A 15,136-nucleotide genomic window follows, 5' to 3' on the forward strand; every position below is an offset into this window, starting at 1 on the left:
CTCGAAATATCCCGCACAGCGCTGCATTCCTACCTCTGAGCGTTGTGCAATGCCTTGAAATCACGACCGGCACTTACCAGTGCATCTTCGGGCGAAACCGGTGGCCGCCACCCAAGCAACGTACGAGACTTGCTGGAGTCGATCACGAGCGACCCACACAACTGCGTGTACATCCCTTCTCTACCAAGCAGTTTCGCCCCCCAATGCAGCAGCCTGCCGGGCACCGGGAGCAAGATCACCCGGCTGTCCATGCCTTTTGCCAAATAGCGAACCATCTGTGCAGTCGAAACATCGACGCCGTCGGCAACCAAAAAAAGCTGGTTAGCCGCCAGCGGATGAAAGATGCAGCATCCAATGAAATCGACGAGATTTTCCAGCGCAACCATACTGCGTCGATTGTTAATCATCGCAAACGGCAAGGGTATATTGGAAGCAATAAGCTTCTGCAGTCGCTTGAAATTTCCTGGCGCATGACCGGCATATACAAGGGGCGGTCGAATAATAACCAACTCCATGGTGGTGCCGTCCAGTAATGCCTTTAATCTGGATTCTGCCTCGAGCTTGGAGTGGGCATACTCAGCGTGAGGGGCTGGCGCGCTCTGTTCGCTGAAGACGTGCTCACCAGTGACATTGCCATTGACGCCAATAGAACTGATAAAAATGAAGCGCCGCACGCCTGCGGCAAGAGCCTGGTTGGCCAAGGCTATTGCGCCGTCCACGTTCGCACGCTGGAACTCAGCCCGAGGATCACCACCCGACTCATCGAGTACGTGGGCGCGGGCCGCGAGGTGAACAACGACATCGATATCAACAAGGGCTGCGTGCCAATCAGTTTCAGCAGACAGCTCACCCACCGGAATGAGCGGCAGCGCCTCCGTTTCTACCTGCCGCGGGTCACGGCAACTGCCAACTACGTTGCAGTCTTTTTGCCGGGACAGCCACTGAAACAGCGAACGACCTACAAATCCTGTCGCCCCTGTCACAAGCACCTTCATGAAAGCACCCGCAATGTCGTCATAACCCCTATCCATCCCATTAATTTCGTCACTGATCGAGTTCGTCGCACAAATCCGACAGCGCCTGCCTCCGCAGACAGGCGCTGCCCCGCACCGTCATCGAGAAATTTTATACAGCAGTCGACGTATCGCCGAAGGTGGCAGCCGGACCGCCGACCGTGCGACTAAGTTGGTAAGGTAACTGCTCCAGCTTAAAAAGCCTATGTCACGCTGGTATTTCAAAAGTTTGATTTCGCCTTTTAAGAAATTCAATCCGCGGCGACCAATAAAATCTTCGCCAGTGCGCATATGAAGCAGTACTTCCTGAATATTGGCAAAGCGTAGCCCCTTGACCATCATGAGGCTCCACAAAGCATAATCCTCCGGGAAGATAAGCGGATAACCGCCCACCGCAAGTACCTTGCTTTTCCTAAACATCGCCGCCGGATGACTGATGGGGTTTCGCCGCTTCGCAAAAATAACCAGCTCGTCATGACTCAATGGCAGCTTTTTCAAGAACAGCACCTTTTCCATGGCCTGGTCTCGCTCTTCGATCCAGGCACTGGAAACGTCGACATCAGGATGCTCTTGCATAAACGCGACTTGCCGTTCAAACCGTTGAGGCAGCGCGACATCATCGGTATCCATACGGGCTACTAACTCAAACTGACAGCGTGCCAACCCCTCGTTCAGGGCGTTGGCCAAGCCCTTGTTCTTCGGCAGCTTGACACTATTCAAGGGCAACCGATCCTTGTAGCTGTCGATTACATCACGCAGGGCCTCGGTGATCGGACCATCTTCAACCAGTACCACATCTGGCGACTTGAGCTGTTGCGCAAGCAAACTGTCAAGGCATGCCCTTAGGTAATCAGGATTTTCCTTTATATACACCGACATTAAAACTGAAAAACTCATTTTGCCGCCCCATCCAGTCGACACGATTACACCAGTGCTTTTTTTCGGAACACAACGATCTTCCTCAAAAGCACTATACACAGCGAGTACACGACAAAATTCAAATATGCGCCGATCCAGCCATGAAATAGCCATATGAAAACAAAAGAATACAACAACAGAAAATGCGGAACACCCGCATACTTTCGCACCAGCCATGCCGGAAAGAACACAATAGCGAACACATAGAGAAAGAAAAATACCGAGCGTTCACCCAATACAGCAACCCAACCGGCCAAGCCGGGATTGGTGCTGTATGCTGAGTTCTCTGCATTAAAGAAGTAGCTCACCATGTACCTGTTCAACTGAATAATGTCGATGCCGTTCAGCTTCAACACCACCCATTGCAGCAAGCCGTCGGCCCAGTAGGGTATGAACTCATTGGCATCATAGGCACTGGTCACGACCGTTGAGTTTTCCACCAGCATGGCCACATGGCCGAACATTTGGAACCGAGTAAGAATGTATTCCAGCGTCATGTCCAAGGCATTCAAATAACCCCGTTCCATCACGTTGGAGAAAAACTGGCCAACCTCGGCACCGGACCGCACCAACCATTTAGCTTCAATGATAAAGGGTGATGCCAACAACACCAAAACCGATGAGCCGGCTAAAAGAACAATGGACGAGAGTTTGACTCGCACTGGATAATATCTACACAGAAGCAGAATCGGCAGCAGTACAAATGCCCCTCCCCAGCCCCTGACAACTGTCGACATCAGGTACAAACCCGTATTCGCCCAAAAAAGACGCGGTGACCTCAGCGAAACCGCTATCACCAAGAACAAGATATCTGGATCAAGCAACGTAAATAAGAATTGAAACGGGCTCCTCACGTCATCTTGCACGCCCGCGATATTAACCCCAAAATAAACGCTATTGAAAAGATAGAAGACTTGATATAAAAAAATTCCGCCCCCCCAGACATTCGAAAGGCTAAAACTCCGCGCCCGCACTAATTGAGCATTAGCCCAGTGCAAGCCAACCAAGAAAAAAAACGTCACCCCCAACAACAGCAACGTGACTAAAGCAACGTGCTCGTCAAACTGCCGAACCAATTGATCAACGCCGATCTCCTCACCCGAAAAAACCTTGGAGAAAAAATAGACGTTGGAAAAAAAGTACAGCAGCGCCAAACAAAAGACAGGGTGCCAGGACAGTGCTTGCGCTTTCGATGTGGTTTTCATTTCCTGAGCTCGAGTGCACGCTTGAAATAGCTGGCAAACTTAAACGCACCCACAAAGGAGAATGTCTTAGTCGCCAGTATTAGAAACGTCACTGAACTGGGGCGCAGAAACCTCACATCGACTACAAAATTGAAAAGGGCATTTAAAAAGACGTCCAACTGAACCTCTTTGCGGCCCTTTGACTTCAAGAAGTACGCCAAGTGCTCTGCATACAAATCCCGGATCGGCGACCCCTTGAAATACAACGAGCCCTTCTTCGAGGCGGTGGTGGCTGCGGCATTAACCCTGTAGCCGCCTAATACCTCCTCGATACGTCCTGCATTACCGGATGCCAGAATCAGACAGACCAGAAAATAATCCAGGACCTCCCCTTTCAGCAGGCTGAAATCTGGCATTGCGCTTCTTCTATACGCCGTTGCGCTATGGGCACCGAGCATCCCATAGCGGAGCAAATTCTTTTGAGTAATGGCATTCACGTCGACTACTTGTCCAAGGTTCTCATGCAGGATGCGACTCACTTCACCGGCATCGTTGAACACCTCTACTTTATGCCATGCCAGTACGCACTCACTGTTGCTCTCAAGAAACTCAATTTGCCGCTTCAGCTTGTTAGGGAAGGCAATGTCATCACCGTCCATATGAAAAACAAACTCCCCGCGCGCCCGGCTATGAACCGACACATAATTCGCGGTAGGCCCAACGTTTTTTTCGTGGCGCACAGACACTATAAGCTGCGGGTAGCGCTCGACAAATTCACTCACGACATCAGCCGTACCGTCTGTCGAGGCATCATCGCCAACGATGATCTCATAACCAAAATCTACTTGTTGCTCGACCAAACTGGTCAGGCACGCATGCAGGTAATCCTTCTGATTATAAGCAACCACACATACCGACGCTTTAATCGCCTCCATGACACACCTTACCCTTTGATTTTCGAAAGCATCCCGGCGAGGGTTCGATGGTTCACTCCTGCGCCGAGAAGACTGGCCAGGAGAACAATTCCGCCTAGCAAAATTATATAGAGCAGCGATGCAAGTCTCGTCTCATGAACCATCCCGATCATGCTAAACCCGCTGGCAGCGAAAATCGCAGGCAGGTTGATCAGCAGCACGTCGCGCACCATCCACTTTGTGTGCAAGCCCGGCACCAGCTTGCGATGTACAAACGCAACCCAGGTGAGCAAAAACAAACCGTTGGTCGCGCACCACACGTAACCAGCCCCCATGCCGCCGTAACGCGTGGCCGCCAGAATGATTGCAGGCACCAGGACAACCACCATAATGGCGTTGCCAATCAAGTGATAACGCAGATTACCTTTCGCGTACTGCAGGTAGTAAGGGAAGGCACTCACGGCGAGCAAACCATTCCCCACCGCATACAGTTGCAACACTGAAGCCGCTTTAGCAGCAAGCGCTGCATCGCCGGTCCAGGCAAACAGCAATTGCTCTGCACCGAACGCGATGGTGATTGCTGCGGCTCCGGCAATGATGCTGACCAAGCGTGTGGCTCGCCGATAAACAGTGACAACCTCCTGTTCATCGCCTTGCGCATGCAGTCTTGCCATCCTCGGCATGATGGCGTTACTAACCGGACCACTGACCACCATGATTCCGCTGGCGACTAGTACCGCGAGGGTGAAGTAACCGTATTCGGCCAACGGCAGAATGCCAGACAGGATCAATTTGTCTGTCTGTGTCACCAGTACCCAGACTGAAGAGGTGAATGCAATCGTCATGGCAAACGCCAGTAGCGGTTGCACCGGTCTAAAAGACCAGCCAATGGCTTCTGCTACATGGCTCTTGGATGGAACCAGGCGCTGACTCTGCAAAAAGAGCCCTACCAGCTCCAAGCCAGCTACGACCAACTGGTGGACAAAAAATACGAACGGCGTAAAGCCGTAAAGGTACATGCTGAAAAAAACCACTACGAAACGCAAAGTCGCAATTACAGCGTTGAACCCACTGAGCCAAACCAGGCGCTCGGAGCCGCTGATGACACCTCGGTACAAGCCGCCCAGCCAGCGCAAAGCGACACTGATGGCCATGATTTGTACAGCGAGAATAACTTCGTCCATCGGCAGGCTTGTCACGTTCAACCAACGAACCGCTACAGCTTCGGAAAGCGCCCATAGGCCAACGCCCCCCACCACTGCAATCGTCGTGAAAATGACAGTGAGGGAACGAAGCAACTGGCGAAAAGCCAGTGCGGTCATAGCCCCCCCCTGGTAACGAGCTGTTTCGCGACCAATAGTAGGCGTCAGCCCCAGGTCCAGCAATGCGAACCAGGCTTGCAGCATGGTGAAGAACCCAACCAGGCCATACGCTTCCGCCCCCATATACTTGATGTACAGGGGGAGAATAAGTATGCCGGCGGCCGTCACATACAGCTGGCTAACATAATTCGCCAGGATATTGCGCTTCAGAGACAATGCTTTAACCCATCACTTGGACAGAGGTATATATATTTCAGCCTCGCCCGAAATTACATTCTTGTTTTTCACTTTGCACACGGTCTCGAAAAACACCCTGCGTTTTGCTTCATCAATCGCGGTGACCGTGACGATAGCATTGACAGTATCACCGATGTAAACCGGACGCAGAAACTTCAACGACTGAGAGACGTACACACAGCCGGGCCCCGGAAACTTCATTCCAAAGATGGCAGAAAAGTAACTCGCGGACATTAAGCCATGAGCAATTCGTTTTTTATAACGTGATTGCTCTGCGTATTCGTCACTCATATGAACAGGGTTCTTGTCTCCGGAGATTCCAGAAAAAGCCTTGATATCAGCATCGGTAATGGTCTGCCCGTATGAAAACTGCATACCTACCGCAATTTCCGCGAACGAAATCTCACTTTGCATTCACTCAGCCCCAGTAGTTGATCGACGAACAGAACTCTTCATAGCGTGCCCGGGTAATTCCAACCACCACCTTGTCGAAGTACTGACCCTTACGGTAAAACCAGTCTTTCTTGGTGCCTTCGATTTCCCAGCCACAGCGCTTGGTGTAAAAATTCACCGACAACGCATTACTCGAAATCATATCGCCATCAAGACGATTCAGGCCCAATTCCTCAAAGGCGTAGCGCATAATGGTCATTACAGTATCTTGAGCATAACCCTTGCCACGACTTTCTTTATCGCCCAACATCATGCCATGAAAAGCATTTTTGTTTTTCCAATCAATATTTACCAGATTGGCAGTGCCGACCAACCCCTGCTCTTCAGTGTCGATTGCGTATACCTGGTTCTTCATATCATTATTATTGATACCACGCACCCACTGCTCAGTACTTTGCCTGGAGTAAGGAAAGTGCCAGCCGCCTAACTTTTCCCACAGCTCCGGTGCATTCGCCCAGCGGTTGAGCTGATCAATATCACTCACTTCAATTGCACGCAAAGTTACTACTTTCCCACGAATATTCATAACGCCCCCTTGACCGCATTAATAACATTCAGAAGATCGCTTTTCCCGTATCGCTGATCACAGGATAGGGGTAATAGCCTTTCGCAAAACAGACGTTCTCTATCACCCGGACAGGTGCGAGCCATAACGTCAGGCCAGTACCGGGCTACAAAGATCCGCTGCTTAGCTAAACTAGCATGTGATACCGACGTTGTTGGAAGCATCGGATAGCACAGCGGGCCGTCGACCAGGTCCAGATCTAGACTCAACGTATTCGAGCCTGCCAGAGCGTGATGAAGAAAGCGGAAATTTTCATTTCGTTTTTCTTTGACCGCAGCATAATCGATACTAGTGAACAGGCGCTCTGTCAGCACCGACATCCTCTTCGGCTCGACGTCCTCCAGGGAGCGCTCTGCGTTCTGATAGTCAGCATAACCGGACTCCGGAGTCCCTGCTAAACGCTTAAGCAGATGGGTCGCGCGCAGGAGTGCCCCCTCATCCACTTCTGCAGGCTCGACCCCTGGCAAACGCGTCACCATCAAGCCACCGTCCGGCAAACCAAAAAACTTTCGCGGTGAATAAATAGTTGCCAGGCAATCGAGGGGCGGTGCAAAAAACGCCTGCGCATGGTCGAACACTACTTGAGCAGGGTTGAACCGTTGCAACAACCGCTGCTGTTGAAGGGAACACAAGCCAAAGTAGTTGACATAAAGAAGCCACTCATCCGCTTGCAGTTGCAAATCAGCAGCAACAGAAAAGTCCTCCTCGAGCGTGTAGAACTCGACGGCTATACCTACAACTTTTAGCGGTGCCAACATCGCGTCGCAGATGTAACGGGGCACCCAGACACGACGGGGACGCCCCGCGCGAAGCAAGGCACAAAATGCTGCCCGCGCGGACTGAAACTTGAATGCACCGGGATAAGGGCCTGGCCCACCTGGAGGCAGCTCAAGCTCAAAATATCCACCAATAGCCTTGTCTAGCATCGTTCACCTTGACAGATGAGTTCCCGACAGCGATCAAATTCATTGAACATCATCATGTCGATGATGGAAAGCCCTGGAGAGAACGGCCGGTCAAACTGCGGGTAAGGCACAAGATTCGCACTTGAAAAGCTCAGCTTGATACCGTTCTGCAAGAAATAAGCTGGGTCATAAAGCTCTCGGCCACCCGAGGGATTTATGTATTCTTCAGCATGTTCTTGCAGGCAAATATCCATTACCCGCTCAGGACCATTCAAATGAGAATTATTATAAATAGAGGACGATTCGACAAAGACCGTTGAAAAACCCAATCGCTCCACACTTTTCCGAATGCTTCGCTGTGCCAGGCAGGCAACGCTCTCACCTTCACCTTCGATAACGTCTCGAAGTAAATCAAAGGTGGCGGAAAAGTTCGGGGCCTTTGCGTAAGACTGACGAATACTTTCCATCAGTTTGCGCGCCCAGGCCTGACGCGGCTGAATGTTGACTTCGCAGATTTTCGAATAGGAGCTTGCTCCGGAAAGCGGAACAGTAAAGTACCTAACGTCCCCGGAGAGATACAACCGATTCCTGTTGATCCAGCCGTTTTTTATGAAATTGACATCATTATAAAATACAAACTTATCCACAGACGCAATCAGGTCAAAATAGCCGACATACGGAAAAAAGTACGGCTGCATGATTGCTAACTTCATGAATGACTCGCCTGCAGACTACGGATAATACTAACGATAGCGCTGACCGACTGCTCTTCCAGTGCAGGATAAATAGGCAGACACAACACACGCTCCGAGACACTGTTGGCGACAGGCAGATTGCTACGCTTGGACGATGTCATACCGCGATACATCGGAAACTCGCTGATCAGCGGATAAAAATACCGACGCGTAAAAATACTGTGCTCTTTCAATTTCTCATAGAGCTCATCACGGCTGAGTGGGTAATCCGCCTCTACCAAAATTGGAAAGTACGAATAATTGGATACTATTTGCCCAGTAGCCCCTTGCAAACTGATGCCTTTGATATCCTTCAGTTGGTCACGATAAGCCAGATCAATTTTCTGCCGTGCCAACATGGCTTCATCAATATGTTTCAACTGCAGCAAACCAAACGCCGCGTTGATTTCACCCATCTTGCCATTAATACCCGGAGCAACCACGGTGACTTCATCAACAAAACCGAAGTTTTTCAGTTGATCAATACGTTTCTTGGTCTTCGCATCCGGACAAATGATGGCGCCGCCCTCGAAAGTATTGAATACCTTTGTCGCATGGAAGCTCAGCACGCTGAGGTCGCCATGGCGCAAAATACTTCCGCCGGCGTCCTTTACACCAAACGCGTGGGCGGCGTCATAAATCACGCGGAGATTATAATTGTCGGCAATTTTTTGAATGGCATCAACGTCGCATGTATTGCCATAACAATGCACCGGCAGGATGGCAGTTGTCTGCGGCGTAATGGCCGCCTCGATCTTGGCGGGATCAATGTTAAGCGTCTGGGGATCGATATCAACGAACACCGGCTTGATACCATTCCATAGCAACGAATGCGCTGTCGCAACGAAAGAGTACGGGGTGGTGATAACCTCTCCCGAAATACGCAACGCTTGCAAGGCAGTCAGCAAGGCGATGGTGCCATTGTTGAACAATGCGATGTGCTCGACCCCCAAGTGCTCGCACAATTGCGCTTCCAACTGCTGGTGCATCGGACCGCCGTTGGTGAGAATCTTGTTATCCCAAATCTGTTGCAGGTAAGGGACAAACTCCTCAAGCGCAGGCAGGTAAGGTTGGGTGACGAAGATGTTTTTTTCGCTCATACCGACTCCTTGGCCAGGGAACGAGGGCGCTGGCCGCAATTTTTTGTTTCCTCGACGTTGGCCAAGCTGCTGTTGAAGATCAGCGTTCAACCCGCCATTTACTCTGTTTCTGGCCAAGAAAGTAGCAATCAGCCACTACCTTGTCTTGTTCCTACAGCTACTTTACGGATAGGCGTAGCGCGCCTGAGCGCATCACCCGCGCTGCCTAAAGGGGGGCGCTATCAATTGCAGCTAAACATCTATCTTATCATCTTTAGCGCCCTGCCCTGGTGTTGTTCTCATGCACTCAATCAGGACCCAGGGCCGCAACGCTGAAGACGCTGACATCAATCTGACTTGATACCCGACACGACTCCGGAATGGATATTCTGAGCCAAGGATCCAGGTGCCTGGACAGGAATATACGTACGACGTGTCGCCAGTGCGTGACGGAACATGGCCACTACCATACCCAGCATCGCGCCCAACAGCAGGCCAAAACCAATCAGAAGTGCTTTTCGAGGGTTTTTAGGGCTACCTGGTTGCAACGCAAGACGATCGACACTGACCATTTTCAGATGCTGCATGTCCACATTGATATTGGTCAACCTCACTCGCTCGGCACGAAGCGACTCGATTCCTTTCAGAAAAACGTCTTCGTTTTGCCGGCGCTTAAGAACTTCGACCTTGCGGTTTGCACTTAACAGTGCCAGCTCTTTGTGAATTTGGGCCACTCTAGGTTCAGAAAAATCGTCGGATGCACGCCGCTTCAACACGCTGCGTTCAGCTTCAAGGGCATCGGTACCCATGAAGTACAGAGGATTCTGCTGGTTATTCACTTCAGTGCGAATAACATTACCACCTACGCCCTCGCTGGGAGTCATGGATGAAGGTGTTGAAGGCATCTTCAAGCCCAAAGACCGGGCAATCGCGATAGCCTCATCCAATTGGGCTATGCGACTTTCTCTTTGCGCCTTGAGCTGAACGCGCAGAGCCTTAAGTTCGTCCTGCAACTCTGCACGGCGCAGATTATCCCCTTCCAACAAGGTGGCAATCTGCGATTGCTTTTCGTCTTCGTAAGCGCTCCGTGCGGCATTGAGCTTGTCATTCACCTCACTCAGGCGATTACCCACGATAATCCGGAGATCACTGGCAACCTTGTTACGCTCGATATCTATCGCATATTGAACAAAGCCGTTGAGGATTTCATCCCCCTTGACGCCTTCGGGGTAACTCATTTCCAGACCAATATAGTCAGTGAGTTGATTAGTCTTCTTCGGATCGGCCTGAACTAACTTTAGTGAATTCCGATTGAAGTTTTCAAAAGACTGTTCGGGCGTACGACCCGGACGACCAAACGCAGCAAACAGCTCGGGGTGTGCTCGAAAATAACCGAGCCTGGCGTCGTACGAATCCAACGCAGCCCCCACCCGAAGTAACGCACTGTTAGGCGGTAGGGTGTACACCTCGGATCGGTTCAGCGCATCCAGATCATTGAGCTCAACCGGGCGCAGGACTGTGCTGACCTCATACTCGGGAGTGGCCGTGAAAATGTAGAAAATTGCTAATACGCCACCAAGTAATGCAGCGCCAGCAATCATTTTTTTTTGACGCCATAAGGACTGCATTATTATAAAAAGATCAACTTCATCATGATGGACTAGAGGGGAAACATGGGAGAGATTTGTCAAGCCGAACACCTACCTGGAAGAGTTTAATACTCGCCCACAGCAGGTTTCCGTCCTTAGCCTTCCTTGTAGACCAATCAAACTTCCCTGTCGTCAGGCGACGAACAGGGAGATTGTGACATTTTCTAAGGCACAGGGCCAGCATCCAATACCCGCGCAAAATGAATGGCCTTAAACAGCGTGCTCAGCCCCTGGCATCTGCGCGGCGTTGACGCACCGGCCAGATAAACGCCAACACGATCCCGGCAATGAACCCAACAACCAGCCCCATGAGCACCAGCAAAAACTTTTTGGGCTTTATCGGCTGATCAGGCACTTCCACCACCCCGTCCTGACGAAAAACGGCGACGCTGGAAGGATCGACATCCAACGATCGGTAGAACGCCAAACGCTCCTGCTGCTCACGCAAGTTACCAATGAACGGATCATCTGACTGACGCGTTTGAAGGTTGGCAATTTCCGCCTCTAGCGCCTTGCTGCCGCGCATATACGCCAGAGCACCGTCCAGGCCAGAAGTAATCTCGATGGACATCTTGCCGGTCATGACTGAAGGTTTTTCCAGACCGATCGACCTTGCCACCCGCAGCGCCTCCTGCAACTGCACGATTCTGTCTTCGCGCTCCTTGCGCGAACTTTCCTGAATAGAATCGATTTGCTGCTCAAGGTTATTTGCTTTTACGGTCGAGTCACTCTTGATGTTCTTGAGCACCTCATCCTTGGCTCGCTGCCCGGCCTGCAGCGCATAGTCGACAACCCATGCCGCAGCTTCGTTAGGATCAGAAATATTCGCGGTTATGACGTATCGCGAGGTGGGGTCCTTGCTAGCCGGAGCCACCAACAGCATTTTATTGAAACGCTCATACAGGGCGTCTTGGGACCCTGCACGGTCATCTCCCTTTACTGTTGGTAGATAGACCTTCTGAAAAAACTCCCGACGCAGGGATTCCGATTGAAGGTGACGAAGATAAACTTCATAAACGTCTTTAACCTTGAGCACATCCAGGTTGCTATCGCCCCCTCGCCCGTAGTTCAAGTTGGCAATATCATTATGGGTTGGCGACTGGACAAATACCTTAACTTCGTATACAGGCTTAGCCAGCAGTGCATAGATGACAGCAACAAAAAAAAATACAGCCATGGAGAGCACAATCAGCAGCCACCGAGCTTTCAATCTTTTGAGTACTTCAATCAAATCAATTTCATCTTGCTCGTTAAGGATTGAGCGTTCATTAGCCATATTTTCTATTTTTCCTTGGATCAGGCTCACCGACTTTAACGCCAACTTCCTCACTTCGACAGTCAATCAGGCGCATGACCAAATAATAGGTGAAAGCTCCAATTCACTCCAGACTAAAACAAAAAATACCTGCGCATAATAGGCTCTCTTGACTGGACACAGCCCGCCAGACCACACACTCATAGGCCAAATGAATTTCAAACCTGACAAACACTGACTTTGACTCGGCGGCAACGGGGAAGTTCACCCGATAGATCGACCACTTATCGAGAGTTGCAGCAAAAAGATAACGATTTGCATTATCGAGAAAACCATGACTCTCTCGGGACTTAAACCGCTGCACGCCCCCTTCGCCCCTTACCCAAGAGAATCAGGCACGCCAACAACGGTCCAATCACTAGACCGAGCAACAATGCCAACACCATCAAGAGAGACACTGAGAGCGGTGGCGCTATAAAGCCAAGGAAGACAATACTGACCTCCTGCTGGTTTTCCAGGGAAAACATCAGAGTCATCAGCGCGATGCCCACCAACAGCAGCACGATCACCAGCCGCTTGATCTTACCCATGCGTTCAGCTCCCTGTTTGATCAATGATCTTCTTCCTCGTTCACCCGATCCCGAAGTTCTTTTCCCGGCTTAAAGTGCGGCACAAACTTGCCGTCCAGGCTGACGGACTGCCCGGTTTTTGGGTTGCGGCCTACGCGGGGGGCGCGATAGTGCAGGGAGAAGCTGCCGAAGCCGCGAATTTCGATGCGGTCGCCAGTGGCCAGGCACTGGGACATTTGCTCAAGCATAGTCTTGATGGCCAGCTCGACATCCTTGGATGAGAGCAGCCCTTGATGGGTGACAATACGTTCGATCAGCTCCGACTTCGTCATATTTTTCCCTTCTTTATCAAGCAGCTAGATCATTGCTTCGTTGTTTTTAGCATGACCTGAGGGATTTGAACAGGGCGGTTCTTGACTTAATCGGAATTTGAAGAAATACGCCTTGGCACAATAGATGATGGCGGTTTGCCGCCAATTTCACCGAAGCTCACTGGCACAAGGGTTTCAGCGCGCGGGAGGAATCGCAGGCACAAAAAAGGGCGACCGAAGTCGCCCTTTTTTAACACCAGCAGAACTTAGTTCTGTTTGGCCATTGCCTGACGCAGCAGCGCAGCCATGGTGGTGTCAGCAGCTTCCGAAGGAGCAGCTTCTTTCAGGCTTTGGATAGCCTCTTTCTCTTCAGCGTCGTCTTTCGACTTGATCGACAGCTGGATGACGCGCGATTTGCGGTCAACGCTGATGATCTTCGCTTCGATCTCTTCGCCTTCCTTCAGGACGTTACGCGCGTCTTCAACGCGGTCACGGCTGATTTCGGAAGCTTTCAGAGTGGCTTCGATGTCGTCGGCCAGGGTGATGATGGCGCCTTTGGCGTCAACTTCTTTTACAACACCCTTAACGATTGCACCCTTGTCGTTGGCAGCAACGTACTCGGAGAACGGATCGCTTTCCAGCTGCTTGATACCCAGGGAGATGCGCTCGCGCTCTGGGTCAACAGACAGGATGACGGTGTCCAGCTCGTCGCCCTTCTTGAAGCGACGTACGGCTTCTTCGCCGACTTCGTTCCAGGAGATGTCCGACAGGTGAACCAGGCCGTCGATGCCGCCGTCCAGACCAATGAAGATACCGAAATCGGTGATCGACTTGATGGTGCCGGAGATCTTGTCGCCCTTGTTGAACTGGCCAGAGAAGTCTTCCCATGGGTTGGACTTGCACTGTTTGATGCCCAGGGAGATACGACGACGCTCTTCGTCGATGTCCAGAACCATGACTTCCACTTCGTCGCCGACTTGTACGACTTTCGAAGGATGGATGTTCTTGTTGGTCCAGTCCATTTCGGAAACGTGTACCAGGCCTTCCACGCCTTCTTCCAGCTCTGCGAAGCAGCCGTAGTCGGTCAGGTTGGTAACACGCGCCATGACGCGGGTGCTTTCTGGGTAACGAGCCTTGATAGCAACCCATGGGTCTTCACCCAGTTGCTTCAGACCCAGGGATACACGGTTACGCTCGCGATCGTACTTCAGAACCTTGACATCGATCTCGTCGCCAACGTTGACGATTTCCGATGGGTGCTTGATACGCTTCCAAGCCATGTCGGTGATGTGCAGCAGGCCATCAACGCCGCCCAGGTCAACGAATGCGCCGTAGTCGGTGAGGTTCTTGACGATACCTTTGACTTGCTGGCCTTCCTGCAGGGATTCCAGCAGAGCTTCGCGCTCGGCGCTGTTCTCGGCTTCCAGGACGCTGCGACGGGAAACGACAACGTTGTTGCGCTTCTGGTCCAGCTTGATGACCTTGAATTCCAGCTCTTTGCCTTCCAGGTGGGTGGTGTCGCGCACTGGGCGGACATCAACCAGGGAACCAGGCAGGAACGCACGGATACCGTTAACGTCGACAGTGAAGCCGCCTTTAACCTTACCGTTGATAACGCCCTTGACCACTTCTTCGGCGGCGAAAGCTGCTTCCAGAACAATCCAGCACTCGGCGCGCTTGGCTTTTTCACGGGACAGTTTGGTTTCGCCAAAGCCGTCTTCGACCGCGTCCAGCGCAACGTGAACTTCGTCACCGACCTTGATGGTCAGCTCGCCAGCTTCGTTGTAGAACTGCTCGAGCGGGATGACGCCCTCGGACTTCAGGCCAGCGTGTACGGTAACCCAGTCGCCGTCGATGTCGACAACGATACCGGTGATGATCGCACCCGGCTGAAGATTGAGGGTTTTCAGGCTTTCTTCAAAGAGTTCTGCAAAGCTTTCGCTCATTTTAATTCCTGTAGATTCGGGCGGGACAAACGCCCATCAGCCACATTCCAGACAATGTGGGTTTCGTTCATATAAAGGAAAG

At 51.4% G+C, this 15,136-nt stretch carries 15 protein-coding genes; all 15 read right to left on the reverse strand.

Annotation, left to right across the window (positions count from 1 at the left end; all coding sequences use genetic code 11):
* Nucleotides 1-29: 29 nt before the first annotated feature.
* The 15 genes from KHO53_RS03220 to rpsA all read right to left on the reverse strand — a co-directional run bounded on the left by KHO53_RS03220 (nt 30) and on the right by rpsA (nt 15,054).
* Nucleotides 30-995: an NAD-dependent epimerase/dehydratase family protein gene (locus KHO53_RS03220; protein ID WP_213569977.1), complete on the reverse strand. Its 966-nt coding sequence runs from the start codon at nt 993-995 to the stop codon at nt 30-32.
* A 117-nt stretch (nt 996-1,112) separates the two neighbouring features.
* A complete protein-coding gene (locus KHO53_RS03225; RefSeq protein ID WP_213569978.1) occupies nt 1,113-1,910 on the reverse strand; it encodes a glycosyltransferase in 798 nt (265 codons plus the stop codon).
* Between the two features lie 26 nt (nt 1,911-1,936).
* Entirely contained in the window at nt 1,937-3,136 is a 1,200-nt protein-coding gene (gene wzy, locus KHO53_RS03230; RefSeq protein WP_213569979.1) for an oligosaccharide repeat unit polymerase, read from the reverse strand.
* The gene (locus KHO53_RS03235) at nt 3,133-4,050 is read right to left on the reverse strand and encodes a glycosyltransferase family 2 protein (protein WP_213569980.1); all 918 of its coding nucleotides are present in this window, start codon (nt 4,048-4,050) and stop codon (nt 3,133-3,135) included. Before KHO53_RS03235 ends, wzy begins: the two co-directional genes overlap by 4 nt.
* Nucleotides 4,051-4,058: 8 nt before the next feature.
* Entirely contained in the window at nt 4,059-5,567 is a 1,509-nt protein-coding gene (locus KHO53_RS03240; RefSeq protein ID WP_213569981.1) for a lipopolysaccharide biosynthesis protein, read from the reverse strand.
* A 12-nt stretch (nt 5,568-5,579) separates the two neighbouring features.
* The gene (locus tag KHO53_RS03245) at nt 5,580-6,002 is read right to left on the reverse strand and encodes a MaoC family dehydratase (RefSeq protein WP_095161553.1); all 423 of its coding nucleotides are present in this window, start codon (nt 6,000-6,002) and stop codon (nt 5,580-5,582) included.
* 4 nt (nt 6,003-6,006) lie between these two features.
* Nucleotides 6,007-6,567 carry a GNAT family N-acetyltransferase gene (locus KHO53_RS03250; RefSeq protein ID WP_213569982.1) on the reverse strand — a complete coding sequence of 187 codons (561 nt, stop codon included), beginning with the start codon at nt 6,565-6,567 and terminating at the stop codon, nt 6,007-6,009.
* Nucleotides 6,564-7,532 carry a hypothetical protein gene (locus KHO53_RS03255; RefSeq protein ID WP_213569983.1) on the reverse strand — a complete coding sequence of 323 codons (969 nt, stop codon included), beginning with the start codon at nt 7,530-7,532 and terminating at the stop codon, nt 6,564-6,566. The genes KHO53_RS03250 and KHO53_RS03255 overlap by 4 nt, the downstream gene beginning before the upstream one ends.
* A complete protein-coding gene (locus KHO53_RS03260; protein ID WP_213569984.1) occupies nt 7,526-8,224 on the reverse strand; it encodes a WbqC family protein in 699 nt (232 codons plus the stop codon). Before KHO53_RS03260 ends, KHO53_RS03255 begins: the two co-directional genes overlap by 7 nt.
* Nucleotides 8,221-9,345 (reverse strand): DegT/DnrJ/EryC1/StrS family aminotransferase, encoded by a 1,125-nt coding sequence (locus KHO53_RS03265; protein ID WP_213569985.1) that lies wholly within the window; start codon nt 9,343-9,345, stop codon nt 8,221-8,223. Before KHO53_RS03265 ends, KHO53_RS03260 begins: the two co-directional genes overlap by 4 nt.
* Before the next feature lie 326 nt (nt 9,346-9,671).
* Nucleotides 9,672-11,015, reverse strand: coding sequence for a Wzz/FepE/Etk N-terminal domain-containing protein (locus KHO53_RS03270; protein WP_249684246.1), 1,344 nt, complete (start codon nt 11,013-11,015; stop codon nt 9,672-9,674).
* Nucleotides 11,016-11,196: 181 nt separating this feature from the next.
* Nucleotides 11,197-12,279, reverse strand: coding sequence for an LPS O-antigen chain length determinant protein WzzB (locus tag KHO53_RS03275; RefSeq protein WP_349628458.1), 1,083 nt, complete (start codon nt 12,277-12,279; stop codon nt 11,197-11,199).
* Nucleotides 12,280-12,578: 299 nt separating this feature from the next.
* Nucleotides 12,579-12,818 (reverse strand): lipopolysaccharide assembly protein LapA domain-containing protein, encoded by a 240-nt coding sequence (locus KHO53_RS03280; RefSeq protein WP_213569986.1) that lies wholly within the window; start codon nt 12,816-12,818, stop codon nt 12,579-12,581.
* Nucleotides 12,819-12,838: 20 nt separating this feature from the next.
* A complete protein-coding gene (ihfB, locus tag KHO53_RS03285) occupies nt 12,839-13,129 on the reverse strand; it encodes an integration host factor subunit beta (RefSeq protein WP_095161539.1) in 291 nt (96 codons plus the stop codon).
* Between the two features lie 245 nt (nt 13,130-13,374).
* Entirely contained in the window at nt 13,375-15,054 is a 1,680-nt protein-coding gene (gene rpsA, locus KHO53_RS03290; protein WP_010224136.1) for a 30S ribosomal protein S1, read from the reverse strand.
* Nucleotides 15,055-15,136 lie beyond the last annotated feature (82 nt).

The organism is Pseudomonas sp. RC2C2 (assembly GCF_018390435.1).
In the GTDB taxonomy this organism is placed as follows: domain Bacteria; phylum Pseudomonadota; class Gammaproteobacteria; order Pseudomonadales; family Pseudomonadaceae; genus Aquipseudomonas; species Aquipseudomonas donghuensis.

What these genes read in the sequence shown, in the direction of transcription:
- KHO53_RS03220 (WP_213569977.1), bottom strand. Translation starts at nt 995, where the DNA reads ATGAAGGTGCTTGTGACAGGGGCGACAGGATTTGTAGGTCGTTCGCTG.
- KHO53_RS03225 (WP_213569978.1), bottom strand. Translation starts at nt 1,910, where the DNA reads ATGAGTTTTTCAGTTTTAATGTCGGTGTATATAAAGGAAAATCCTGAT.
- wzy (WP_213569979.1), bottom strand. Translation starts at nt 3,136, where the DNA reads ATGAAAACCACATCGAAAGCGCAAGCACTGTCCTGGCACCCTGTCTTT.
- KHO53_RS03235 (WP_213569980.1), bottom strand. Translation starts at nt 4,050, where the DNA reads ATGGAGGCGATTAAAGCGTCGGTATGTGTGGTTGCTTATAATCAGAAG.
- KHO53_RS03245 (WP_095161553.1), bottom strand. Translation starts at nt 6,002, where the DNA reads ATGCAAAGTGAGATTTCGTTCGCGGAAATTGCGGTAGGTATGCAGTTT.
- KHO53_RS03250 (WP_213569982.1), bottom strand. Translation starts at nt 6,567, where the DNA reads ATGAATATTCGTGGGAAAGTAGTAACTTTGCGTGCAATTGAAGTGAGT.
- KHO53_RS03255 (WP_213569983.1), bottom strand. Translation starts at nt 7,532, where the DNA reads ATGCTAGACAAGGCTATTGGTGGATATTTTGAGCTTGAGCTGCCTCCA.
- KHO53_RS03260 (WP_213569984.1), bottom strand. Translation starts at nt 8,224, where the DNA reads ATGAAGTTAGCAATCATGCAGCCGTACTTTTTTCCGTATGTCGGCTAT.
- KHO53_RS03265 (WP_213569985.1), bottom strand. Translation starts at nt 9,345, where the DNA reads ATGAGCGAAAAAAACATCTTCGTCACCCAACCTTACCTGCCTGCGCTT.
- KHO53_RS03280 (WP_213569986.1), bottom strand. Translation starts at nt 12,818, where the DNA reads ATGGGTAAGATCAAGCGGCTGGTGATCGTGCTGCTGTTGGTGGGCATC.
- ihfB (WP_095161539.1), bottom strand. Translation starts at nt 13,129, where the DNA reads ATGACGAAGTCGGAGCTGATCGAACGTATTGTCACCCATCAAGGGCTG.
- rpsA (WP_010224136.1), bottom strand. Translation starts at nt 15,054, where the DNA reads ATGAGCGAAAGCTTTGCAGAACTCTTTGAAGAAAGCCTGAAAACCCTC.